The sequence below is a fragment of the Sorangium sp. So ce1153 genome (assembly GCF_051521595.1).
Lineage (GTDB): Bacteria > Myxococcota_A > Polyangia > Polyangiales > Polyangiaceae > Sorangium.
On the sequence record NZ_CP150361.1, the window covers coordinates 6,632,547 to 6,657,376 of the forward strand.

Sequence of the window (24,830 nt, forward strand, 5' to 3'; positions counted from 1 at the left end):
CTGCGTGCGAAGCCCCAACGCCCTCGTCGCCCTCGCCCTCGCCGCGCTCACCGGCTGTGCTTCCGCGCCCCCCGCCGCGCCGTCTGCTCCGGCCGCCGCGCCCGACGCAGCGCCGGCCACGGCCCCCGCCGCGCCGTCTGCGCCGGCCGACGCGACCCCCCAGGCGCCCTCCCGGGTCACCTCGGTCGAGGTGCCGCCGACCCTGCGCGCCGTCGTCGACGCCGCCGACCGGGCGGAGGCCGACCGGGCGCTCGACGCCGGTCGCAAGCCGGCGGAGACGCTCGCGTTTTTCGGCATCCAGCCGGGGATGAAGGTCGCGGAGCTCGAGGCCGGTGGCGGCTACACGGCCGAGCTCCTGGCGCGGGCGGTGGGCCCCGGCGGGGCCGTCTACGCGCAGAACAACCGCTTCGTCCTCGAGCGCTTCGCCGAGAAGCCGTGGAGCGAGCGGCTGAAGAAGCCCGTGATGAAGGCGGTGGTCCGGGTCGACCGCGAGCTCGACGACCCGCTGCCGCCCGAGGCGCGGGACCTCGACGCCGTGTTCCTCGTCCTCTTCTACCACGACACGGTGTGGATGGAGGTGGACCGGGCCGCGATGAACCGCGCGATCTTCCGCGCGCTCAAGCCCGGCGGCGTGTTCGCGATCATCGACCACAGCGGGCGTGACGGGACGGGCGTGACCGAGGTGAAGACGCTCCACCGGATCGAGGAGAAGGTCGTGCGCGAGGAGATCGAGCGGGCCGGCTTCCGGCTCGCTGCCGAGGCGACGTTCCTGCGGACCCCGACGGACACGCGCGACTGGAACGCCTCGCCCATGGTGGCCGGCGAGAAGCGAGGCACGAGCGATCGCTTCGTCCTGAAGTTCGTCAAGCCCGGCGGCTGAGCCGCCGCGGCGCTCACCTGTCGGAGCGAACGCAGCGCGCGAGCCGCCGATCGCGGACCGTGTGGTCCTGCGACGCGCCGTTCGAGAAGTTGACGAGGATGGCGTTGTCCGCGCTGTCGATGGCGGGCGTCGACGACCAGAAGGGATCGGACGGTGTCCCCGGGAACGCTTCCACGTCGATCGCCGGGCCGGACCGCAGATCATCGACGATCGAGAGCAGCTCCTTCGCGCTCGGCAGCCGCCAGTCGCTCTGGCCGGCCAAGGTGAGCTCCTCGCAGTGCGCGAGGGCGGCGCTCCAGATGAACCGGGTCGTGGAGGCGTGGCGCTGCCAGACGAGCCCCGTCGAGCCATCGAGCACCCAGTCCTCTCCGATCGACAGAGCGGCCGGCGTGGTCTCCTGCTCGCCTGCGATGCACAGCGCATGGGCGATGGCCATGCCGTCCTTCTCGTAGAACCCGATCGTCGCCTTGCTGGCGAGCACGCCCCAGGAGTACGTGCTGTCCCCGGCGACGTCGGTCGCGGACCAGTAGAAGCTGTCCTGCGCCGCCGCGAAGATGTCCGGAAACGCCGTGGTGTGGCCGAAGTCCAGGATGGAGACGAGCTCGCGCCGCGTCGGGAGGCGCCATGTCGCGAGGCCGCCGAGCTGCTCGGCGGCGAGCGTCGCGCAGTGCTCCTGCGCGCCGGCCAGGGTGAATGTCACGTTCTCCGTCACCTTCTCCCATACGCGCCCGGTCACCGAGTCCTTCACGGTGCCGTCGCGCTCCGTATAGGAGGGAACGGCGATCTCGTAGTTCCCGTCCTGTCCGAAGAAGGGCTCCGACGGTCCCGGGCACTCCTCCAGCACGGTCGTGCCGTCCGAGCAGCGTTTCGTCAGCGAGTCCGGCCAGGTCACCGGGACGGACGGCGGTCCCCCGCCGGCGGCCCCTACCCCGGCGCCGCCGCCGCCCATCGGTTCGCTGCCGCCGCCGCCCATCGGCTCGCTGCCGCCGCCGCCGGCGGCCCCTACCCCGGCGCCGCCGCCGACCTGAAACGGATCTCCAATGCATGCGGCCAGCGCGACGGACTCCACGAGCAGCGCGGCCAACAGCCAGGTGAAGCGATGGGCGTGAGGGGTCTCGTTCGGCATGGGCAAGCAGCGGCGTCCTTCGATGGATCCGCGCGTGCAGCCTATCATTCACCGAGGCGCGGGGGTCGATTTCCTCGCGGGCGGGCGCGCGCCGGAGATTTCCATCGCGGACCGCCCGCCACGCCGTCCCGCCTCCTCCCGCCTCTCGCTGCGCTCTCGCATCTCACTGCGCGCGCCTTCACGTCGTCCCGCGCGCGCCTTCACGTCGTCCCGCGCGCGCCTTCACGTCGTCCCGCGCGCGCTTTCGCGTCGCCCGCGCGCGCTTTTCGCGTCGCTTTCGTGCGCTGCCCGGGGCGCGTCCTCCCCGATGGCGTCCGCCCCGCCCGTCGCGGACCTGCCGCTTCGCGAAAAAGGAAGCGAGCATGAAATAAACACGAGGCGCCGGCGAAGAGTGGGTATGAGCACACGCACCTCACTGTTGTTCGCGGTCGCGCTCACGGGCATCGTGCTCGGGGGCTGTGGCGACAGCGCGACAAATCCGGCCGGGGATCGGGCCACTCCGGGGGCAGCCGCCTGCCTCTCCGGGGGACCGACCGAGAAGGCCGAGATGAAGGTTTACACGTTCTTCGGCGCCGCCGGGGCGCAGAGCCGGGTCGAGCGGCGGGTCCGGCCGGATGGCTCGGAGACCCTGTCGAGCGAGACCCGGTCCGCGCGCGCGGAGGCCGGCGCGCTCCCCGCCGGCGGCGTCCTGCGCGAGTATGCCGAGATCGACACCTCGGGTCGCCTCGTCTACGCGGACGTCTCGCTGAGCAACGCCGCCGGCGTGGTGAAGCGGATGATCCTCGATCCGCAGCACGGCGCCGCGCTGCTCCGCCGCGCCGGGATCGCGCCGGGCTTCGTCCGGATCCCGACCGGCGAGGCCACCATCTATGCGCCGGTGAGCTCGTTGGTGACGCCGGTCGCGGCGTGGGTCGCGCGGCGGGCGGCGCAGGCCGCGCCGAGCGCCCGCCTGTTCGACGACATGACGGCCGAGAGCCACGAGATCCTCAGCGATCAGCTCGTCGTCGAGGACGGCCGCGACACGTTCGTGGTTCTCGGCGACGCGGCGCTGTCGGTGGATCACGAGTTCATCACCTCCCTCTCGCTCGGCGAAGCGGCGACGGCGCCGACCGCCTGCGAGGCGGGTGGGAGTGGCGCTGCCGCGTCCTGGCGCTCTGGTTGAGCCTACCCGACGGCCATCTGGAAGCTGGTGAGGGTGTGAATGGCGCCGCCGCGCCCTGGCACTCCGGTCGAGCCTACCCGCCGATCGGCGGCGTCCGGGAGGAGCGATCGCGGGGACGCCGAGGAGGGGCGATTCCCGTCCTCGGTGTCCGCCGTGGCGTGATTGTCCTGCGATCCGTGCTCTCTTCGCGCGGGTGCGGTCCGCGCGTCCGTCGCGTCAGGGCGTCGTGTAGTTGACCTGCACGGTGTACGAGCTGGTCGAGTACGCGTTCACGAGGAGGAAGGCCTCGGACTGCCCTTCCGGGACCGTCAGCTCGCAGGTCTCGTCCGCGCCGTCGAGGTAAGGACGGCAGTCGAAGTTGCTCAACGTGGGCTGCGCGCCGAACCGCACGTAGAGGTCGGGATCGCCGGAGCCGCTCATCACGGCCCGGAGCGTCGTGCCCGGGGCGACGGCGATCGGTCCGTGGGCGGCCGTCTCGCGCCGCGAGATGGATCCTTCGAAGCTCGTCGACGTCTCGGTGCCGCCGGACGCGGGGGCTCCCGGCGCGGAGTAGCTCACCTCGATGTCGTAGTTCGAGGCCGCGAAGCCTTGCACCTTGATGAAGGCCCTCGTCTCGCCTTCGGGCACATCGAGCGTGCACGTCTCGTTGGCGTCGCTGAGGTAGGGCCGGCAATCGAACGACCTCGCCGTCGGCGCAGAGCCGAACTTCACGAAGAGATCGGGATCTCCGGTCCCGGTCATGACGACCGTGAAGGTGGTCCCGGGCACGACCTCGAACCCCTCCGCGGGCCCGACCACGTCGAACGCCCCGCGCGCGACACGGCCGCTGAATTTCTCGGTCACCGGCTCGCCGCCACCGCCACCGCCGCCGCCGCCCCCGCCACCGCCGCCGCCGCCGCCGCCGCCGCCGTCGCCGCCGCCCTCGGGGGTGCCGTAGAGTGACTGAACGCCATCGATGTCCTTCTGCGTGAGGTTGAGCGTCCTGTCGCCGGTGCCGTTGCACTGCGGATAGTGCATGACGGAGGCTCCGTCGTACTCCGTGAGGGCGCGCCAGTTGTCGTCCTCGAAGCAGGTGCCGGCCTCAGGACGGGTGTGCTCGTGCCGGAAAGCGAGGGTGTGCCCCAGCTCGTGGCGGAGAATGCCCGTGAGCGTGGGCTGGGTGCTGCCGAAAGCGGTCCTGTCGATCAGCACGTTCCGCGTCGACCTCGACTGGCCGGGGAAGAAGGCGCGGGCCAGGTACTGGCCGCCCGTGTTCACCGGGTTCACGTCGAACAGGACGCCGCTGGTGCTCGACGTGCAGCTCGAGTCGGCCGACTCCACGTGGATGAAGTCGACGTCGGTGACCTCCTCCCACGCCTGGACGGCCTCCTCCATCGCCGTCACGACGGTCTCGTAACGGTCCCCGAATCTCGTGCTCACGCAGTAGGTGAGATTGCGCCGCTGCTCCGTCGTCCAGATAACGTCGCTCCCACCAGACTGGTTGACGATCAGCGCACCATCGCGCACATGCGTCTCCCAGAACTCGCGCAGATGCTTGATATCCACGACCGGCGTATCCCCGTTAACAATATAGACGCCCGTGTCAGCCTCGCGGAAGACCGTCCGCTCGAAGTGGTCAAATCCCAGTTGATTCGTGCCGACTGCCTCGATGCTGGCGTCGCCGACGTCTGCCGAGCAACCGGCCACAACGGCGGTCAAACCAGCGACCACCACTGCGAACTTACGGGTGACCACATTGCTCTCGTGCGGCTTTGCAGGATGCATTTGAAGCTCCTTTCGGGGAGGCGAACCACGCTGTCCAGGCGAACTCGATGAGACCCAAATGCCTTAACCCGATTTGACCCTCAGTCGGATAGCCAAATCTGACCGGCGTTCAGAAAAAGGGTTCCGGATTGTAAAAAATTTCGAAAGGAGCGTACCGAGTTACCCTGGTAGAAGAAAATTCCCGTGACACGCGAAACAAGCGGATCGCTCCGGGTAGATACACTGGAAAATCACACCTCTTGAGTTCGCGCCACGCGCACTTGCACGACGACAAGCATCGGGATTTTCCTTCCTACGTTGCGCAAATGAAAGCCGCGGAGCGCATGCCTGCAACGCCGGCGGCGCAACGCGCGGCGCGGCGGCGCAGCGCGCGCGGTGCGCACGGACGTGGCCGCGTGCGCCGGGTCAGCCGTGAGAGCGACGCGCGGCGCGCGCCCTGCGCCAGCGCGATCGCGCAGCAGCTGCAACCGCGATGCGCCCGCGCAGGGGCGCTGCGAAGGCGCTGCCGAAGAGATGACCTGCGGTCGGATACTGGTCGCGCCCCGGTGCTGGGCGCGCGCAGCGCGTGGCAGATCGCGGCGACGTCGCGCCCGCCGTCACGGCGTCGAGAGAGGGCGCTGCGCGCTCGACGCGCGGCGCGTCGCGGCGACGTCGCGCGCGAGCGGCTCGGGCTCGCGGTGTGTTCGCGCGCCGCGCTCGAGGCGCGCTTGCGTGCGCTCGGATCTACCTCCGGGCGAGGATCGGCGCGCGTGCGACGGCGCCGGCGGCGCGTCGGACACGAGCGCGCCCTGCCCCGCGATGGCCCCGCGCTTCACCGCGTGCTCGAAGCGGCGAGCGCCTGCGCCGTCACGCGCACGGCATGGATGCGCGGCCGCTGCGCCGCGGGCCCTCGCGATGCTGTCCGCGAGCGATCTGCCACCCCGCGCCGCGCCAGCGTCGCGCCCCCGGTGGTCTCCGTTCGCGGTCGCGCGCCACGCCGGCACCTCGCGCGCGGCGAGCGATGACGTCGGGAAGGAGAACTGCGACGGCATCGCGCAGGAGAAGAGCGACGGCGCCGGTGGGGCGATCCGCGCTCCGGGGCGCCGCGAGCGGCGGCGGCTCACCCGCGCGCGGACAGGATCCGGCTGAACGCCTCGCCGACTGCGCGCGCGAGCTCGACCATCCGGCGCGATCCGCTCGAGGAGTCGATGATCCGGTCGGCGACCAGGATCATCGCGGGCCGGCCGACGACCTGGACCGCGACGGCGGCGACGTCGAGGCTCGGGTTGACCATGACGTCGAGCAGCGGCGCGTGGGTGGGCGTGCCGGGGATCGGCCCGACGTAGAGGTGCGTCGCCACCGCCGTGGCGAGGACGCTGGGCTGGTCCATCGGAAGGGTGAGCTTCCGCAGCGCTTCCTGGTCGCCGAACTCCGCGTTGCAGGCGAAGCCGCGGAAGACCCCCCGGTGCGCGGCGAAGATCGCGACCCGCCGCGCGAACAGGCGCAGCCCCCGCAGCGCGAGCCGGACGACGTCGTCGCGCGTGCGCGCGAGGTACAGCGCGTCGATGACGTCGCTCAGATCGACGAAGGGCTGCGGCGGCGGGTCGTCGTCGATGGCGTCGGAGAGCTCCGGCTCGGGCGCGGGGGGCAGCGCCGGGAGCCGCCCCGAGCGCCTGCTCGACGGCGGCGCGGCGCTCGGCGGACGGCCCTCGCCCCCGCGGTGCGACGAGGGGAGCCCGGCATCGGCAGCGCCCCGGCGCCCCGGCGCGAACCCGGACGGCGCGTCGAGGGGCAGCCGGCCGAGGCGCCGCGTCGAGGGGGCCGGCTCGCGGCCGCCGCTCTCCGGCCCGCTGCCGGGGCCAGGCGAGCTCTGGGGCATGATCGAGGCGAGCAGCTTGAAGGGCGGCGAGATCTCCACCGGCGGAGGGGGCGGGAACGAGACCGCGGGCGGCTCGACCGCCGGCGCCTTCAGGGTCGCCGAGCGCGCGGAGCCCGCGCCCGCGGCGCGCTCGGCCTCCAGCGGGCGCAGGGCGATCGAGGACGAGGCGCGCGCGTCGCGCGCCGCCTTGGCGTGCCGGAGCGGCAGGATCGGCTCTTCCTGCGGCGAACGCGCGTCGACCAGCAGGGCGTGGCCGTTCTGCGACGGAGCGCGGCGCCCCGCGCTGCCGCCGGGCGACTCGACCAGGCCCGCCTCGTCGAAGGAGGGCACCGGGGCGCGCCGGATGAGCGGGATCGGCACCTCGTGCGACGGCGGCGGCGGGATGGTCGACTGCGGCGCGCCGTGGGGAAATGCGGGCGTCGCCCGGCGCCGGCGGACCGGGACCTGCTCCCGCTCGTCGAGCTCCAGGGCGCGGATGGCCTCCTCGATCGCCGTGATCGGCGCCCGGAAGATGCGCACCGGCGCGCCGAGGTGGAAGCTGAACTCGTCGGCGATGTGGCGATCGAGCGGATCGGCGGCCGCGACGTCGACGGTGCCGGCGCCGGGATCGACGCGGATCGGGACGGCGCCGAGGCGGCGGCACATGGCGCGCGGCAGGCGCGCGACGAGCTCGCGGGCGCCGACGACCTGCCGCAGCGCGAGGCCGCCGCGGCGCTCGAGCTCCGCCTCCAGGGCGCGCTCGGTGATGGCGGCGCGATCGATGAGGGCGCGAGGGAACGAGATGCCCCGCAGCACCGCCACGAAGAGGGCGGCTTCGACCTCAGCCTTCGAGACGGCGCCGGCGGAGATGAGGAGGCGGCCCAGGTCTAGCGACACTCGCTGCACGATACCAGAAAGGGCGCTGCCAGCGTGCGGCGCGCGACCACGCAACCACGACGCACGCCGGTCACCCGGCGAGGACCGCTCTCGGCAGGATCTCGCTGTCTCTCTGTAACTGTAACAAGGAGAGCACGGCGCCGTGGGGGAGCAGACCGCACCTCGCCGGCGGCGACGGGAGGCCCGGCCGCCGGCGCAATGGCCCTCGCGGAGCGCGCGGCGCCGGGCGAGCGTCGCGGGCGGCGTGCCTCGGCGGGGGCGTCCCTGCGGGCGAGCCCCCGGGGCTGGCGGCGCTGGGGCGCGCGCCGGGCGAGCTCACGTGATCACGCCGGGCGCCCTGCGCCGGAGCCCCGGTGTCTGTCCGGTGTCTGTAACGACAACAGGCCTGGGACAGACGCGGAAGCCTCGAGTCCTCAGCGGGAGAACTGAAACACCACCTCGCTCTGCCTCACGAGACCCAGGTTGTCGCGCGCGATCCGCTCCACGGCGGTCGGGTCGTCGCGGAGGCGCGCCACCCTGCCGCGAAGCGCCTCGATCTGCCGCCCGAGTTCGGCGTTCTCCTCGTCGACGTCGGCGAGCTCTCTCTCGAGCTCCCGCAGGCGCGGCAGCCCCTGAGGCGAGAAGATCATGACCGGGGCGCCCACGGCCGCGACGACCAGCACCGCGATGGGGAGCGTCCGCTCCAGGAACTGCGCTATGCGACGCACAGACATCCGCTCGCACATTGCCGGCAATCCTGTCAACTTTCCTTCAACCTTCCTGCAACTCCGCGTTAACTTCCACCGGGTCGCGGCTGGGCAGACGGCGTGAGCGCGGCCCGCCCCCGCGGCGCCGCGCGGGCTGTGGCCGCGATGAGCGCTCCGGCGCGCCGCGCGCCCGCGAGCACGATCGCCTGGCGCGCGCCGGCAAGGCCGGACGAGCGTCGGAGGTCGCGTGGCGCCGCAAGCTTCGCTAGCATGACGCACGCCCCGCCGTCCGGCAGGTCCGCAGCGCCGCGCGCACGCCGGCACGAGGGCTCGGCCCGAGGAGACCCATGTCCATTGATATCGTCCGAGGCGAGCTCGAGCGCCTCTTCTCGCTTGATGAAATGATGGCCCTGTCATCCGACCTCCTCGGCTTCAACCCGGCCGAGATCGGCGGCGGCGCCTCCAAGGCCTCCTTCGCGCGCGCGCTCACGGACCATTGCGTCGAGGTCGACGCCATCGAGGCGTTGATCGATGCCGTCATCGCCTCACGCGCGGAGGTCGACGCCCGCGTCCGCGCCCTCGGCGTCCAGGGGCTCGCCCTGCCCGAGGATCTCGCGGCCGGCGAGACGTTCGGCGACTTCGTCATCACGAGAAAAATCGGCGAGGGGCCGCGGGGCCTCGTCTACGCGGCGACCCGGGGCACCGAGCCGAGGACGCTCAAGGTGCTCCGGCGCGACGTGACGCGGGACAGCAGGGCGGTGCGCAGGTTCCTCACCCACGTCCGCCTGGCCGCGCAGGTGCGCCACGAGAACCTGGCCAGCGGCGTCGAGGCCGGGCTCGTGGGCGGGCGGGCGTTCGTGGCGTACACGCACGTGGACGGGCTGCCGCTCTCGGCGCGGCTCGCGCGCTCGGGGCCGCTCCACGTCAACGAGGCCAGGCCGCTGCTCCGCGGGATCCTGAGCGGGCTCGCGGCGCTCCACGAGCAGCGCCTCGTCCATGGCGCGCTCAAGCTGGAGAACGTCCTCGTCGCCCGCGACGAGGACGGGCAGCCGCTGCCCGTCCTCATCGACGTGGGCGGCGACCGGCTCGGCGCCGGGTGGTCGAGCCCGGAGCTCGTCCGGACCGCGAGCCCCGAGCAGCTGCGCGGCGAGGTCGCCGGCCCGACCAGCGATCTCTACGCCTTCGGCGCGCTGCTCTTCGAGGTCCTCACGGGCAAGCCCGTGTTCTCGGGCGCGGCCGCGGTCGACGTCGCCCTCGCGCACCTCACCGAGGCGCCGCCCGCGCCGAGCGCGGCCGCGCCGCGCGGGTGGGTCGGCAAGGACATCGACGAGCTCTCGGGACGCCTGCTCGCGAAGTCGCCGGACGCGAGGCTGAAGGGGACGCGCGCGGTGATCGAGGCGATCGAGCCGCTCGGCAAGCCGCAGCAGAAGGGGGCGACGATCGACGAGGCGCAGCTGAACGACCTCATCGACCGGCTGGTGGCGAGGCCGACCGACGCGGACCTCGCGCTCGCCGTCGAGGCGACCGTCGACCAGGGGGCCGATCCGGGGCGGGTCGCCGAGGCGCTCGTGATGGCGGCCGACCAGCTCGACGCGAGCTCCGCCGAGGGCGAGGGCGGCGCAGACGCGGCCGCGGCGAAGAAGCTGCTGCACTTCCGGGCGGCCCGGATCTCCGAGAAGGGGAAGCTCCACGACAAGGCGGAGGCCATCTACGTGGGCCTGCTCGAGCGCGACCCGGGCGACGACGTCGCCTTCAGCGCGCTCGAGGAGCTCCGCAAGGCGCTCGGCAAGCACGAGGAGCTCGTGGAGATGCTCCTCCAGCGGAGCGAGAAGGCCGAGAGCGCGGGCGAGCGCGCCCGGGCCATGAACGAGATCGGGCACCTCTACGTGCGGGAGCTCGACGACAAGGACCAGGGGGTGTTCGCCTTCGCCCAGGCGCTCGCGCAGGATCCGGAGCAGGACGCGTACGCCGTCGACCTGGAGCGCGCGGCCGGCAGCGACATGAAGGTCTGGGCCGAGGCGCTCCAGATCCTGAGCCAGGCGAGCACCGACGAGGCGATGGCCGCCGAGCCGAAGATCGCGCTCTTCAACCGGCTCGGGCCCTGGTACGCGGAGAAGATCGCGCGGGCCGACCTCGGGATCCCCTGCTTCCAGTTCGTGCTCGGGCTCGACCCGGCGAACGAGAAGGCGCTGGAGGGGCTCGCGCAGGTCTACCGCCGCGCCCAGCAGTGGCAGGAGCTCGTCCAGGTGCTGCTCTCGCGGGCCGACCGCGCCGCGACCCCCGGCGAGGCGCGCGATCTCCGCGCCGCGGCCGCCGAGCTCCTCGAGACGAAGCTGAACGACGCGAACCGCGCGCGCGATCTGTACGAGCAGATCTTCGCCGAGGACCCCGGGCACACGAGGACGTGCGACGCGCTGCTCAGGATCTACCGGCGCATCGAGGACCACGCCGGCTACGCCAAGATCCTCGAGCGGCGCGCCGAGGCGCTGCGGGGCGAGGAGCGCGTCGACACGGTGTGCAAGCTCGCCGAGCTCTACGAAGATCGGCTCGGCGATCTGAGCGAGGCGACGCGCCGCTACGAGGCCGCGCTCGAGCTCGACCCGGCCAGCCTGACCGCGCTGCGCGGGCTCGATCGCATCTACAGCCGCAACGGGCGCTACAGGGAGCTCCTCCAGAACCTGGAGCGGCAGATCGACGTCAGCGCGACGCCGCGGCAGAAGATCAACCTCCTCGAGCGGATCGCCGGCATCTACGACGAGGAGTTCCTCGACCACGCGAAGGCGGCCGAGGCCCTCGAGGCGATCCTCAGGATCGACGGCGCGCACGAGGGCTCGCTGGTCGCGCTCGGGCGGCACTACCGCGCCCTCGAGCGGTGGGAGGACGTGGTGGCCCTCTACGAGCGGCACCTCGGCATGGTGTCCGACGACAAGCGGCGGGAGGAGATCCTGCTCGCGATGGGGCGCGTGCTGCTCGAGCAGGTCGGCTCGCCCGAGCGCGCCCGCAAGGCCTACGAGCGGGTGCTCGCGACCGACCCGCACCACGCCGGGGCGCTCGAGTCGCTGGCCCACGTGCGCGCCGCGACCGGCGACGCGGCGGCGGCGCTCAGCGCGATCGAGTCGCTCGCGGCGACGGCCAAGACGGCGGAGAGCAGGGCCGATCTCTGGATCCGCGCGGCGAAGATGCTCGAGGAGAAGGGGGACCGGGACGGGGCGATCGAGCGCTACAAGATGGCCCTCGACGCGCAGCCGCACAACGCGGGCGCGACCTCGGCGCTGCGCGCGGCCTACCTCGCGCGGGGCGACGCGACGAGCGCCGTCGAGCTCATCGCGCGCGAGGCCGAGGGCGCGGAGGGCAACCTCGCCAAGGCCCGGCTGTACGGCGAGATGGCCCTCCTCTTGCGGGAGCGCCTGAAGGACGACGCGCGCGCCGCGGAGGCGGCCACGAGGGCGGTCGACCTCGACCCGACCAGCATGCTCGGGCACATGATCTCGGGCGACCTCGCGTTCGAAGCCGGCCGCTTCCTCGAGGCGGCGCGGCACTACGAGCCGCTGGCGAACCGGGTCGACGCCCTGCCGAAGGAGCAGGGGCTCAAGCTGCTCCTCCGCTACGTCGACGCGCTCAGCAAGAGCGGCTCGAGCGGCAAGGCGATCGGCACCGTGCAGGCGCTGCTCGCGCTCGCGCCGGACGACCCCGCGGCGATCTCGCGCGCCGCGAAGGTCAACCTCGACGCGGGCCGGGCCAGGGAGGCCGCGTCGCTCTACGAGGGCCTGGTGGACCGCTTCGGCGCGCACCTGCCGGAGCGGGAGCGGGCCGACGCGCTGCTCCGGCTCGGCGAGGCGAGGCTCGCGGCCGGCGACGCCGACGGCGCGATCGCCCCGCTGAACGACGCCGCCGATCTCCTCCCGGAGTCCCCTGCCCCGCTCGCCCTGCTCTCCCGGGTGTTCGAGGCCAAGGGGGACTGGGAGGAGGTCGTGCGCCTCAAGCACCGGCGGCTCGACGTGGTGGTCGGCGAGGAGCGGAGCGCGCTCCTGCTCGAGATCGGCGACCTGCTCGCGACGCACCTGAGCGACCGGACGCGCGCCGCGAAGAGCTACGTGGCCGCGCTCGACGAGCGCCCCGACGACCGGAAGATCCTCACCAAGCTGATGCAGCTCTACAGCGAGGAGAAGGACTGGTCGAAGCTCATCGACATCGTCCTGAAGCTCGCCGCCAAGATCGACGATCGGCGCCAGAAGGCGAAGTACATGCACACCGCCGCGATCGTGAGCGCGCGGCAGCTCGGCGACCTCGACCGGGCGGCGCGGTTCTACGACGAGGTGCTGGAGCTCGACCCGTCCCTCACCCGGGCGCTCGCCGAGGCGATCGAGCTCCGCGGCGAGAAGGGCGACCACGAGGAGGTGGAGCGCCTGCTCAAGGTCGAGCTCGATCGCGCGACCGAGGAGAACGACACGGCGAAGATGCTCGAGACGTTCGACCGGCTGGGCGCCCTGTACAAGGACAAGCTCGACTGGATGAGCGACGCGATCGACGCTTACGAGGCGGCGCAGACGCTCGATCCGGACAACGACGAGCGGAACGAGCTCCTGGCGAACCTGTACGCGAGCAACCCGGCGCAGTACCTGGACAAGGCGGTGGCCGCGCAGCTCCCGATCCTGCGGCGCAACCCCTACCGGCCGGACGCGTACCGGCTGCTGCGGAAGCTGTACACCGAGACGAAGCGGGCCGACGCCGCCTTCTGCCTGTGCCAGGCGCTCTGCTGCCTGAGCGCCGCCGAGCCGGACGAGGAGCGCTTCTTCCGCCGCATGCGCCCGGACACGGCCGCGGCCGCGCAGCAGCCGCTCGACGAGGAGACGTGGGCGACCGCGCTCGTCCACCCCGACGCGGATCCGCTCCTGACCGCGATCTTCGGCGTGATCGAGCCGGCGGTGCTGCGGAAGAACGGGCAGCCGCTGGAGGAGCTCGGCTACCAGCTCGCCTACCAGATCGACCTCTCGCGCCACCCCTACCCGATGTCGCAGACGCTCTACTACGCCGCGGGCGTCCTCGGCCTGGAGGCTCCGCTCACGTTCCAGAACCCGAACGACGGCGGCGGCGTCTCGTTCCTCCACGCGCACGTGCCGGCGATCGTGCTCGGCGCCGCGGCGCTCCAGATGGACCTGCCGACCCAGGCCGCCTCGTTCATCGCCGCCCGCCACCTCACCTACTACCGGCCCGGCATGTACCTCCGCCACCTCGTGCCCACGGGCACCGGCCTGCGCGCCTGGCTGTTCGCGGCGATCAAGCTGATCTCGCCCACCTTCCCGATCACGAAGGAGCTGGAGGGGCCGGTGAAGGACAACCTGGCGGTCCTCGAGCCGACCATCGTCGGGCCGGCGCGCGATCAGCTGGCCAGCATCGTCACCAAGCTCCTCCAGGCGGGCGCCATCGATCTGAAGCGCTGGGTGTCCGGAATCGACCTGACCGCCGACCGCGCCGGGTTCCTCCTCGCGAACGACCTCGAGCTGGCGCAGGAGATGATCAAGGCGGCTGACGAGGCGAGCGCCGCCGTGCCCCAGAAGGAGCGGCTCAAGGAGCTCATGCTCTTCGCGGTCAGCGAGGAGTACTTCGCCGTCCGGCAGCGGCTCGGGATCAACATCGACAGCTGAGCGCCGGGGGCTCGCTCCCGGAGGGCGCCCGCTCGCCTTCAGGCGGGGCGGCGGGGCCCACCGAAGGCGCGCCCCGGCGGAGCGTGCTAGCTGGATCGACGATGATCCAGAGGACGGAGATCACTCTCTGCTGACTTCCGCACCGGACTGGTTGACGGATAAATCGTCAAATTGCTAGGCTGCGGGCCGGCATTAGGCCTTTTGGATCGTATGTTAGCTCGCCGCAGCGTGGCAGCGGGCAGCCTGAGCGATTGTGTGAAAGCACGCCCATGGCGGCAAAGAAGACCCGAAAAACTTCGAAAAAAGACCGGAAGAGAGCGACCAAGGCCAGCGCGGCGAGCTCGAGACGAGCTGCCGCGACAGCGCGGACGAGGAAGGCGAAACCTGCCGCCCGATCGACCGCGCGCAAGCCGAAGCGGAAGGCCGCTGCCTCTCGTCCTGCTGCGCGACGCACCTCGGCCGTGAAGGCGGCAAAGCGCCGGAAGGCCACGACAAAACGGGCGACCACCCGCAAGTCGGCGGCCCCGGCGCGGCGCAAGGCCGCACGCACCCCGGCGCGGGCGACGCGCACGAGCGCCAGGAAGAAATCGGCGGCCGCGAAGGCGAAGAAGGTGACGCGCGCCGCCGCCAAGCGCGCCGGCGCGTCCAAGGCGAGGAAGGCTGCCGCCAGGACGAAAGCCAGATCGACGCGCGCCGCCGCCAAGCTCAGGAGCACCAAGGCCAGGGCGAAGGCGAGGGCGACGAAGGTCAAGGCGAGGGCGGCGAAGGCCAAGGCGACGCGGGCGAGGACCGCGAGGGCGAGGGTCGCGAAGCCGAGGGTGACGAGGGCCCGGGCCGCGAAGAAGAGGGCGGCGAAGCCGAGGGCCGCGGCCGGGCGGGCGCGGAGCACGAGGGCCGCGAAGAAGAGGGTCCCGCGGGCCAAGGCCACGAAGTCGAGGCTCGCGCGGGTCAAGGCCACGAAGCCGAGGCTCGCGCGGGTCAAGGCCGCGAAGCCGAGGCTGCTCAGGAGGAAGGTCGCCGCGCGCTCCGAGCGAGTGCTCGCGGCGCCGGCGGCCGAGCCGAAGAAGCTCCGGAAGAAGAAGCTGAGGGCCGAGGACGCGCCGAAGCTCAAGCTCAAGGAGCCGAAGCTCAAGCTCAAGGAGCCGAAGCTCAAGCTCAAGGAGCCGAAGCTCAAGCTCAAGGAGAAGCTGAAGCTCAGGGACGTCGAGGAGCAAGCCGCGCCGGTCGAGGCGGAGCGCCCGCGCCGGACCAGCGACAAGCCGCAGCGCGCGAGCGACAGGCCGCAGCGCGCGAGCGACAGGCCGCAGCGCGCGAGCGACAGGCCCGTCCTCGAGAAGAAGAGCTCGCGGCCGGCTGGGGCGAAGGGAAAGGGCGCGGGGGCGTTGATCGAGCGCCGCCCGGGCCGCGTCCCGCTCCGGGAGCCGCCGCGGGTCGTCACGCTGCCTCTGCCGATGCTGCCGCCCCCGCGGCGGGCCACCATCGAGGAGCGCAGCGCGATCATCGAGCAGCGACTGAACGCGCAGACGGAAGATTTCCGGCGGCGCTACATCGACAGCCTCGATATGTCGTGGATTTACCACGACAGCGCTCTCGAAGGCGTGGTCTACACGTTCGACGAGCTGCGCGCGGCGCTCAACGGCCCGGCTCCGCTTGTGACGGACTCCAGCCTTCAGCCGACCTACGATGATATCCGGCGCCACAAGGAGGCCATCGCGTATGTGCGCGAGCAGGGCGCGAACAAGCGGGCACCGGTCACCCTCGACTGCGTGAAGAAGCTGTACCTGATCCTCCACCCGGAGGAGGGGGACATCAAGACGGTGAAATACCGCAAGGACATCCCCCAGCACCGGCTCTACTTCCACGAGTACGCTCCGCCGGACAAGATCGCCTACAAGGTGCGGCAGATCATCGACTGGCTGAGCGACCCGGAGACGCGGAAGACGCGGAACGGCATCCGGATCGCGGCGCGCGCGCACTACGATCTGCTCCGGGTCTATCCGTTCCCCAACGACAGCGGGAAGGTCGCGCGGCTGTTCATGAACATGCTGCTGCTCCGCACCGGCCTGCCGCCGTCGATCATCCACTCGACCGAGCGGCAGCGCTACTACGAGGCGCTGAAGGGCTCGGCGACGACGGTGCTGCAGATGGTGCAGGAGTCGGTGGAGAACGCCCTCGCGAGCGTCGAGAAGCTCCTCGATGAGCATGAGACGCGGAAACGCGCCTTCGTCAGCTGAGATAGCGCAGCGCGGCCTCGCGCAGGGCGCGGCTCCAGCCGGACGGAGCGCGCGCCGCCCGCCCGGGGCCGCCGCTCGGCGCAACACAGCCCGCAACCAGGACGAGAGCGCAGCTGCCCCCGTGAAGCGGCCGAGCAAGGCCGCTCGCGGGGGCGAGCCCGCCGCAGCCGCGCCCGCGCGGCCGGGCGCGCCGCCTCAGGCAACGTTCGCGCGGCTGCGCGCGCTGCACCCCGACGCCCACTGCGAGATCGATCACAGATCCGCCTTCGAGCTGCTCGTCGCCACGGTGCTGAGCGCCCAGACAACGGACGTGCTGGTCAACAAGGTGACGCCACACCTGTTCGGCGCCTATCCCGACGCCCGCGCGCTCGCCGGCGCCGATCCCGCCGAGATCGGCGCGCTCCTCCGGCGGCTCGGGATGGGCATGTTCAACCAGAAGGCCCGGAACATCGTGGGGCTCGCGCGAGGCCTCATCGAGCGGCACGGCGGCGAGGTGCCGAGGACGCTGGCCGAGCTCGTCAAGCTGCCTGGCGTGGGGCGCAAGACAGCGAATGTCGTTCTCGGCGTCGCGTTCGGAGCGCCGGAGGGCGTCGTGGTCGACACCCACGTGCAGCGCCTCGCGCAGCGGCTCGGGTGGACGACGAGCGACAAGCCAGAGCAGATCGAGCGCGATCTCGGGGCGCTCTTCCCGCAACGTGACCGGGATATGCTGTCCCACACGCTGGTCTTCCACGGCCGCCGGATCTGCTTCGCGAGGAAGCCGGCGTGCGGCGGATGCGGGATCAGCGACGCGTGCCCGAGCGCGTTCCGCGCAGAGAACGTGGGGCGGAAGCCGCCGCGCCCCCCTCGCCGCCGCGACGCGCAGCCGTGAGCATCACCCACGCTGCGCAGGCCAGCTGTCGAGCGCGCTGACGGGAACACGCACAGCAGGCCAGCGCGGCTCACCGCTGCTCGGCGCGCTGCCGCGAGCTGTTTGTTGCGCTGGCGCCGATGGCGCGGGGTAGACTGGAACGATGAAGGCTTTGCACCTGATCGTCGCCCTCACCAGCCTGCTCACCGCCGCGTGCGGCCGCCTGGAGGGCGATCTCTGCGACTACAAGTGCGACTGCGAGGGGTGCAGCGACCGCGAGTACGACGAGTGCCTTGATCGCTACGATTACAGGTACGAAGACGCTGACCGCCGCGGATGTCTCGACAGGTACGACGAGCTCCTCGCGTGCGAGGACGACACCGGGATTTGCCACGACTACAAATGGGAGATCTCCTGCAAGAACGAGAGAGAGGCACTCGATCGGTGCGTCAACTAGGCTCGTTCCGGCGGACGTCGCGAGGGGTCCCGATCCCAAGGGAGGGCCAGCGAGGCCCCCTGCAAGTCTGCCTGGCGGCGCCGGGTGAGCCCGACCGACGGGCCAGGCCGCGCCGCGGCTCGTCCGACAGGGGCGGCGCGGCGGCGGTCAGGCCACGTCATCCGGCGTGACGGCGCCGCCCGGCGCGGCGGCGCCGGTACGGAACGCCTCGACGAGCCGCTCCGAGGCCGTGTAGGGGTCGACCTCGCGGCGCGCGACGGCGCGCACCGCCGCCTCGAGCGCGGGCCCGAGCGCGGCGACCGCGGCGTCGGTGAGCGCGTCGCGGAGCTGCACGTGCATCGCCTCGCGCAGGCGCTCTTCCCGGCGCGCCGCGCCGGCCTCGGTGCCGAACAGCCAGGCCCGGTGCCCCTCCAGCCTGTCCACGAGCGCCGCGACGCCCTCGTTGCGCGTCGCCACGGTCCGCGCGATCGCGGGCACCCACGGCCCCTCGGGCGGCCCGCCGCTCGGACCGCCCGCGCCCGCCGGGCCCGCCGCGCGGGCGTGGAGCGCCGCCGCGCTGTGCCCGCGCGCCCGACCGGAGGCCTGCGCCACCTCGCCGCCGAGCGCGATCATGAGCTCCAGGTCGCGGACCGCCGCATCGGCCCCGTCCCGGTCGGCCTTGTTCACGGCGAAGACGTCGGCGCACTCCAGGATGCCCGCCTTGATCGCCTGCACCTCGTCGCCCATCCCGGGCGCCGCGACGACCAGGGTGGTGTGCGCCATGCGCGTGATCTCGAGCTCGTCCTGCCCGACCCCGACGGTCTCGACCAGCACGACGTCGGCGCCCCACGCGTCGAGCACCCGCGCGATGTCCGCCGCCGAGCGCGACAGCCCGCCGAGCGCGCCCCGGGTCGCCAGCGACCGGATGAACACGTCGGGGTCGCCGAAGTGCGCCTGCATGCGGATGCGATCGCCGAGGATGGCGCCGCCGGTGAACGGGCTCGTCGGGTCCACCGCCACCACGGCGACCCGACGCCCCTGCTTCCGGAACACGCCGATCAGCCGGTCGGTGAGCGTGCTCTTGCCCGCCCCCGGGTTGCCCGTCACGCCGAGGACCCAGGCGCGGCCGGTGTGGGGGAAGAGATCCTTCAGGATCGCGGCATGGTCGCCGGCGCGATCGTCGACGAGGCGGCAGGCCCGCGCCGTCGCGCGCATGTCGCGGGCGAGGACCTTCTCTGCGAGCGGGTGCACGCGAGCGGTCTAGGCCCGGCGATGCGAGGACACAACCGGGCCGCTGTCGATCCCGCCCCCTACCCTGCCCCGCCGCCGGCCGCCCCGCCGCCGGCCGCACCGCCGCCGGCCGCACCGCCGCCGGCCGTGCCGCCGCCGGCCGCGCCACCGCCGGCCTGGCCGCCGCCGCCAGACGGCTCGCCGCCAGCCCCGCCAGCCCCGCCATCGCCGCCCGCCGACGAGCTAGCGCCCCCGGCGCCGCCGCCGCCGCCGCCGCGGTCAAAAATCGGCTTCGTCTGGCCACACGCGACGGCGAGCAGGGCCGAGAGCACAGCGCAGGAGGTGAGCGACAGGGCGCGGTTCCACATGGGCACGTTCATGAAGCGGGTCGCTCGCGAAATCCAGCGGCGCGCCTCCTTCACGGCGCCGCGAGCGCGCGCCGGTCGAGGCGCCGACCGGCCCGGCGATGCGCCTCCTTCACGGCGCCGCGGGCGCCGGACGGTCGAAGCGCTGCCAGCGGCCGTCGATGAGCCGCTCGTGCGGCAGGTACTGCGCCTTGTAGACCAGCCGCGAGCACTTCTCGACGTAGAGCCCGAGGTAGAGGTACCGCAGACCCCAGGAGCGGCACAGCTCGAGCTGCTTCAGGATCGAGAAGACGCCGGGGCTCAGCGGCTCGAGCGCGGGATCGTAAAAGGAGTAGACCGCCGACAGCGAGTCCTGCCCCCGATCCACGACGGCGACCCCGACGAGGCGCCCGCCGGCCCGGTAGCGCATCTCGAACGTCTCGCAGCAGCTGTCCACGAGGAACGCCTCGTAGCCCGCCGCGCCGAGAGGGCCGTCGTCGCGCATCAGCCCCCTGCCGTGCTTGTGCAGGTTGTACAGCGCGACCTTCTCTCGCGTGGTCACGGGCGCGCCGATCTCGACGTCGACGACCTGCTCGCCCCGGCGGAGCACCCGGCGCTGCGTGCGGCCGGGGACGAAGTCGCGCACGAGGATCCGGATCGGCTCGCACGCGCGGCACGAAGGGCACTGGGTGCGGTAGAGCAGCTTGCCGTGGCGACGGTTGCCCGCGACCAGCCTCCGGTCGAACTCCGCGCGCGTGAGCGGCCGGATGGGCACCCGCAGCGGCATCCGCGCCTCCGCCTCGGGGAGGTACGGGCAGGGGCTCACCTCGTCGTGGACCGTGAGCTCGAGCGGATCCGCGACCTCGTCCAGCCGCGGGCGCTCCACGTCCTGCGCTGGTACCGCCTCTCGCTCGCTCGATGAGCCCATGTCACCGCCGATCCAAGCGCTCGAAATTTCGTCGAAACGCTGGCCGCTAGATCCAGAGGATGCCTGTTGCGCAGCCCCGTCAAGCAAAACCCTGAGCCGCCCGGGGCGCCGGGCGGTGCCCCGCTCGCCCGCGCCCTGCATCAATTATATCTTACATCCACCTTCATTTGCGCCCATTCACTCCTTCCGCTCGTATTGGTCGTGTCGCTCGTGTCGCCCGTGTTGCTCGTGTCGCTCACGTTCCGCGGATCCCCCGGTCCGGACGGCTTGCGCGCGGAACCGGCGCCGAGCGCCCTTTTCCCTTGGCCCGGGGGCCGGTATGACCCGGCGCTCGCCCGCGAGGCGGCCCGGTGAAGGGCCCGCTCAGCGCGGGCGCCTCGAGAAAGGTCGAACGCTTTGGATCTCACAGGAAAGCAGCGCCGCCACCTCCGGGCGCTGGGGCATCACCTCGACCCGGTCGTGCAGCTCGGCAAGGCGGGCCTGACCGACGGCGTCGTCGCGGCCGTCGAGGCCGCCGTGGAGCGGCACGAGCTCGTGAAGGTGCGACTCGGCACCGAGTGCCCCGACGACCTGGGCGACGTCGCCGATGCGCTCTCGGAGCGGCTCCGCGCCGAGGTCGCCCAGACCCTCGGCCGGACGATCCTGCTGTACCGGCGCCACCCCAAGGAGCCGAAGATCAAGCTGCCGACCGGCAGCTGAGCGCGGGCTCGCGGCCACGCGCCAGGACGGCGGCGCGGCCGCGCACCATCACGTCATCAGCGCGGCGGCGAGGCTGGACAGAGCGGCCGCGCGCCCTCGGCGCGTCCAGTCACCAGCGCGCTGGTGGCCCGACGCGCCGCGTGCGCCGCCGTCACACGTGCCGCAGCTCCGGGCGCGCGGCGAGCAGGTGATCGAGCCAGGCGTTCGACAGCTTCTCCTGCACCGTGTTGGCCCGGAGCCGCGCGGCGAGGTTCTTGAAGTCGACGTGGTCGATGAGCTGGTCCTGGTTGAAGCACGAGAAGACCAGCGTCTCCTTGCCCGTCTCCGGATCCACGTGCCGCTGGAGGCACTGCGCGCAGACCTCCTTCATCATGCACTGCATCGGCGAGTTGATGCTCGCGATGCCCACGTGCTTCGGGTCGAGGTGCGGCGCGAGCACCCCGTGCCGCGCCTCGCGCACGGCGTTCATCATCTTGTCCGAGCCGATGGCGATGATGCGCCGCACCTCCGAGAGGCTCGCCAGCTCGCCGCCGAGCTGGCGCTCGGCGTAGGCCCGCATCGCCTGGACGATGTTGCCGCGGAAATGGCGGTCCGTCGGGCGCCGCGGGGAGACCTCCGCGCCGCCGTCCGTGCACCAGATGACCTGGTCGGTCGCCACCTCGATGTCGTCCTGCTTGAAGAGATCCTCGCCCCGCCGGTAGCCGGCGAAGTAGATGACGCGGTCGCCGCGCGCCTTGAGCGCCTTCGCGATCGAGAACAGCACGGCGTTGCCGAGCCCGCCGCCGGCGAGCAGCACGGTCTCCCCCTCGGGGATGTCCGTCGGCGTCCCGGTCGGGCCCATCACGACGACCTCCTCGCCCGGGCGCAGCGCCGCGAGCAGCCGGGAAGAGGCGCCCATCTCGAGCGCGATCAGCGAGAGCAGCCCCTTCTCCTTGTCGACCCACGCGCCCGTGAGCGCGAGCCCCTCCATCGCGAGCCGCGTCCCGCGGATCACCGGCGACCGCACCTCGTAGTTCTGCAGCCGGTAGAACTGCCCCGGCTCGAACTTCCGCGCCGCCGCGGGCGCGCGCACGACCACCTCGACGATCGTCGGCGTCAGCCGCTCGACGCGCTCGACCACCGCGACGAAGTCGTGATCGAGGCGGGCGAACAGGTCGCGCCGCCGCGCGTCGCGCGCCGCCTGCGGCTCCTCGCCGAGCCGCGCGATGTCGCGCTGGAACAGCGCGACGACCGACGGGTACGCGTCCTTCGCGCTCGCCATCGCCTTCACGACGCTCCCCGCGTAGTGCGGGTGGTTGTCGCCGTAGAAGCTCACCGCGTGCTCGCCGTCGTTGTAGCTCGTGAAGAAGCCCTCCCGCGCCGCGGCCGGCTCGACCTTGAGCTTGCCGTCGTCGCCCACGTAGGCGCGGTGCGGCTGAAAGAACTGCCGCCACTTGTCGAACGCGAACGAGCCCGGGCGCTCCTTCTCGTACGTGACGTTGGGGCTCGTCCCCGCCGCGACGCACACGGTGCGGGCGGGGATCGACACCGTCTCCCCCGTGCTCCGCCACTTGCCGTCCACGACCGCCTGGCGATCGAAGACGAGCGACGAGACGCACCCGCGCTCGTCGAGCACCGCCTCGACCGGCGCGAGGTTCTCGACGTAGCGGATCCCCTCCTCGAGCGACGCGGCGACCTCCTCGTGGTTCAGCCGGTACGCCGGCGAGTCGATGAGCCGCTTGCGGTAGACGAGCGAAACGCCGCCCCACGCGTCGACGAGACCCTGGAACCGCGGCGGCCGCCCCTCGCGCGCGGCGCGCGCGCGCTCGTCGCGGATCTCCTCGGCGTGGCGCCGCTGCTCGGCCAGGAACTCCCGCTCCTCCTCGTCGAACATCGCGAGGACGGCGGCCTCGCCGCGCTCGGCGATGAGCGCGTCGAGCCGGTCGGCCGTCTTCTCGGCCTGCACGACGTAGTACGCCGCGAGCTCCGTCGCCGTGTCGATCGCCGTGAGGCCGCCGCCGATCACCACCGCCGGCAGGCGCACCTGCAGGTTCGCGAGCGCGGAGCGCTTGTAGGCGCCGGCCAGCTGGAGCGCCATCAGGAAGTCCGACGCCTTGCGGATGCCGCGCGCGAGGTTGTTCTTGAGCGGGATGATCGTCGGCCGCCCCGCGCCCGCCGCGATCGCGACGTGGTGGAACCCGAGCCGGAAGGCGTCGTCGAGATCGACCGTCCCGCCGAACCGCACGCCGCCGTAGATCCGTAGCAGGCGCTGCCGCGCGAGCGTGGCGTAGAGGACGGTGAGGAAGTTCTTGTCCCACCGCACCGTGATCCCGTACTCGCTCACCCCGCCGAAGCCGAGGAGCACGCGCTCGTCGAGCTCGGTGTAGAGGCGCTTGAAGTCCCTGACCGGCCGCGGCGGGCGCGTCTCGTCGCCCGTGAGCTCGACCGGCAGCGGCTCGATCTTCAGCCCGTCGATCGCCGCGCACGCGAAGCCCTGCCGCGTGAGGTGGTGCGCCAGCGTGTAGCCCGCCGGGCCGAGGCCGACGACGAGCACGTTCTTCCCGTTGTACGGGAGCGCGTGCGGCCTCAGCGCGTCGAGCGGGTTCCACCGCGTGAGCAGCCCGTAGATCTCGAGGCCCCACGGCAGCGACAGCACGTCGGTGAGCGCCGCGGTCTCGATCTGCGGGATGTCCACCGGATCCTGCTTCTGGAAGACGCAGGCCTTCATGCAGTCGTTGCAGATCCGGTGCCCGGTGCCGGGGCACATCGGGTTGTCGATGCAGACGAGCGCGAGCGCGGCGATCGACTCGCCCCGCCCCCGCATCGTGTGCATCTCGCTGATCTTCTCGTCGAGCGGGCAGCCGTGGAGCTCGACCCCGAGCGGGTTCGACTTGATCGCCCCGGTCTTGTTGTCGCGGAGGCCCTTGGAGCACGAGTCCTTGTCGCGATCGTGGCAGAGCAGGCAGTAGTCGACCTGGCTCTCGACCTCGCGGGGCCCGGCGCGCCGGTCGGTCAGCGCGAAGCCGTCGCGATCCCTCCGGTGGTTCTCCGGGCCGACGAGGAGCTCGGCCGAGCTGCTGCTGCCGTTCGCGCTCTTCCGGTGCAGCTGCACGAGCTCCTGGTAGTCGAGCGTGCGCGGCGCCTTCAGCGTCGGCCAGCGCCGCGCCGGGTCGTGGTGATCCGCGCGGCGCGCGGCGAGCCAGGCCTCGACGGCGTCGAGCGCGAACGCGACCACCGCCGCGTCCTCGGCCTCCGTGGGCGCCTCGCCCGCGACCGCCACCGCCGGCGCCACCCGCTCGGCGAGCGATGGATCGTCGCGGAGCGCGGCGCGCGCCTTCGCTGCCCGCGCGCGGAGCTCGTCCGTCCACCTCGCGCCGCCGGCCTTGGCCGCCTTGCGCGCGATCTCGTCGACCTCGATCAGCGCGAGCGTCGCGCGCGCGATCGCGAGCTCCTCGGCGGCGGAGCCGCTGTCGAGCACGCCCGCAGGCGCGCCCATGGCCGCGAGCGACCGCCGCGCCGCGTGCGCCGCCTCGACGGGCGTGCCTTGCCAGGATTTCCCCGGGTTCTGCTTGAACAGCCGCTTCTTCGAGAACTCGCGCTTGAAGTCCCAGAGGACGCTCCGCTCGAGGGTCGCGTCGATCTGCGCCTGGGTGTCCCGCTCGACGCGGAAGAGCGTCGCCACGAAGCGGCCGACGTACGGCGCCGCCGCGAGGAGCGCCTCGGAGACCTGCTCCGCGGTGAGCGCGGGCCGGCCCGCGTCGCCGGCCCCGGCGCCCGGAGACCCGGAGGCGACGGGCTGCTCGGACCGCAAGAAGGCCCGGTACGCGTCGAAGCGCGCGTAAGCGCCCTCGTCCGACGCGCGGAAGTAGTCCTCGAAGCGCTCCGTCAGCTCGGCGAGCTTCGCCGGGTCGAAGAGGTCGGCGTAACCGAAACCAGGGATTCCGAGCTCGAGCTCGGAAACATCGGAGGTCGCCTGCACCCACGAAGAGAAGTCAGCCTGCACTCCAGCGTTCGCTTCCATACCCGCGGCAAATGCTTTCTATTTCAAGGGGTTTGATCACCCGATCTCAGGGAGCGGCGTAAAGTAGCACCGGGCAGTACCTCCGACCTGTCTCCCGGGCAACATTCATCGA

Annotated in this window: 16 protein-coding genes; 7 read left to right on the forward strand and 9 right to left on the reverse strand. The window is 72.3% G+C overall.

Features of this window, described 5'->3' with window-relative positions:
- The first annotated feature begins 4 nt into the window (after positions 1-4).
- Positions 5-880, forward strand: a complete 876-nt coding sequence (locus WME85_RS23810; RefSeq protein ID WP_437841209.1) for a class I SAM-dependent methyltransferase — start codon at positions 5-7, stop codon at positions 878-880.
- Positions 881-893: 13 nt separating this feature from the next.
- On the opposite strand, the gene WME85_RS23815 is transcribed toward WME85_RS23810, so the two are convergent.
- Positions 894-2,006, reverse strand: a complete 1,113-nt coding sequence (locus WME85_RS23815) for a DUF1566 domain-containing protein (protein ID WP_437841210.1) — start codon at positions 2,004-2,006, stop codon at positions 894-896.
- Positions 2,007-2,403: 397 nt separating this feature from the next.
- Between WME85_RS23815 and WME85_RS23820 the strand changes: the two genes are divergently transcribed.
- Positions 2,404-3,168 carry a hypothetical protein gene (locus tag WME85_RS23820; RefSeq protein WP_437841212.1) on the forward strand — a complete coding sequence of 255 codons (765 nt, stop codon included), beginning with the start codon at positions 2,404-2,406 and terminating at the stop codon, positions 3,166-3,168.
- 216 nt (positions 3,169-3,384) lie between these two features.
- Here WME85_RS23820 and WME85_RS23825 read toward each other — a convergent pair whose 3' ends face one another.
- The 3 genes from WME85_RS23825 to WME85_RS23835 all read right to left on the reverse strand — a co-directional run bounded on the left by WME85_RS23825 (position 3,385) and on the right by WME85_RS23835 (position 8,379).
- The gene (locus WME85_RS23825; protein ID WP_437841214.1) at positions 3,385-4,932 is read right to left on the reverse strand and encodes a pre-peptidase C-terminal domain-containing protein; all 1,548 of its coding nucleotides are present in this window, start codon (positions 4,930-4,932) and stop codon (positions 3,385-3,387) included.
- 1,099 nt (positions 4,933-6,031) lie between these two features.
- Positions 6,032-7,666 (reverse strand): hypothetical protein, encoded by a 1,635-nt coding sequence (locus WME85_RS23830; protein WP_437841216.1) that lies wholly within the window; start codon positions 7,664-7,666, stop codon positions 6,032-6,034.
- Between the two features lie 413 nt (positions 7,667-8,079).
- On the reverse strand, positions 8,080-8,379 hold the full coding sequence (locus WME85_RS23835) for an FtsB family cell division protein (protein WP_437841218.1): 300 nt from the start codon (positions 8,377-8,379) through the stop codon (positions 8,080-8,082).
- A gap of 320 nt (positions 8,380-8,699) precedes the next feature.
- Here WME85_RS23835 and WME85_RS23840 point away from each other — a divergent pair, with 320 nt between their 5' ends.
- Positions 8,700-13,997: a protein kinase domain-containing protein gene (locus WME85_RS23840; protein WP_437841220.1), complete on the forward strand. Its 5,298-nt coding sequence runs from the start codon at positions 8,700-8,702 to the stop codon at positions 13,995-13,997.
- Positions 13,998-14,163: 166 nt separating this feature from the next.
- On the opposite strand, the gene WME85_RS23845 is transcribed toward WME85_RS23840, so the two are convergent.
- Positions 14,164-15,114, reverse strand: coding sequence for a hypothetical protein (locus WME85_RS23845; RefSeq protein ID WP_437841222.1), 951 nt, complete (start codon positions 15,112-15,114; stop codon positions 14,164-14,166).
- Between WME85_RS23845 and WME85_RS23850 the strand changes: the two genes are divergently transcribed.
- The 3 genes from WME85_RS23850 to WME85_RS23860 all read left to right on the forward strand — a co-directional run bounded on the left by WME85_RS23850 (position 15,032) and on the right by WME85_RS23860 (position 17,538).
- On the forward strand, positions 15,032-16,231 hold the full coding sequence (locus WME85_RS23850; RefSeq protein WP_437841224.1) for a Fic family protein: 1,200 nt from the start codon (positions 15,032-15,034) through the stop codon (positions 16,229-16,231). The genes WME85_RS23845 and WME85_RS23850 overlap by 83 nt on opposite strands.
- Before the next feature lie 121 nt (positions 16,232-16,352).
- Positions 16,353-17,102 carry an endonuclease III gene (gene nth, locus WME85_RS23855; protein WP_437841226.1) on the forward strand — a complete coding sequence of 250 codons (750 nt, stop codon included), beginning with the start codon at positions 16,353-16,355 and terminating at the stop codon, positions 17,100-17,102.
- A gap of 142 nt (positions 17,103-17,244) precedes the next feature.
- The gene (locus tag WME85_RS23860) at positions 17,245-17,538 is read left to right on the forward strand and encodes a hypothetical protein (RefSeq protein ID WP_437841228.1); all 294 of its coding nucleotides are present in this window, start codon (positions 17,245-17,247) and stop codon (positions 17,536-17,538) included.
- A 147-nt stretch (positions 17,539-17,685) separates the two neighbouring features.
- On the opposite strand, the gene meaB is transcribed toward WME85_RS23860, so the two are convergent.
- The 3 genes from meaB to WME85_RS23875 form a co-directional block, all read right to left on the reverse strand.
- On the reverse strand, positions 17,686-18,768 hold the full coding sequence (meaB, locus tag WME85_RS23865; RefSeq protein ID WP_437841230.1) for a methylmalonyl Co-A mutase-associated GTPase MeaB: 1,083 nt from the start codon (positions 18,766-18,768) through the stop codon (positions 17,686-17,688).
- A gap of 59 nt (positions 18,769-18,827) precedes the next feature.
- A complete protein-coding gene (locus tag WME85_RS23870; protein WP_437841232.1) occupies positions 18,828-19,127 on the reverse strand; it encodes a hypothetical protein in 300 nt (99 codons plus the stop codon).
- A 97-nt stretch (positions 19,128-19,224) separates the two neighbouring features.
- Entirely contained in the window at positions 19,225-20,019 is a 795-nt protein-coding gene (locus tag WME85_RS23875; protein ID WP_437841234.1) for an arginyltransferase, read from the reverse strand.
- Positions 20,020-20,415: 396 nt separating this feature from the next.
- Here WME85_RS23875 and yhbY point away from each other — a divergent pair, with 396 nt between their 5' ends.
- Positions 20,416-20,718 (forward strand): YhbY family RNA-binding protein, encoded by a 303-nt coding sequence (gene yhbY, locus WME85_RS23880; protein WP_437311747.1) that lies wholly within the window; start codon positions 20,416-20,418, stop codon positions 20,716-20,718.
- Between the two features lie 151 nt (positions 20,719-20,869).
- Here the strand turns inward: yhbY and WME85_RS23885 are convergent, their stop codons facing one another.
- Entirely contained in the window at positions 20,870-24,718 is a 3,849-nt protein-coding gene (locus WME85_RS23885) for an FAD-dependent oxidoreductase (protein ID WP_437841236.1), read from the reverse strand.
- Between the last annotated feature and the right edge of the window lie 112 nt (positions 24,719-24,830).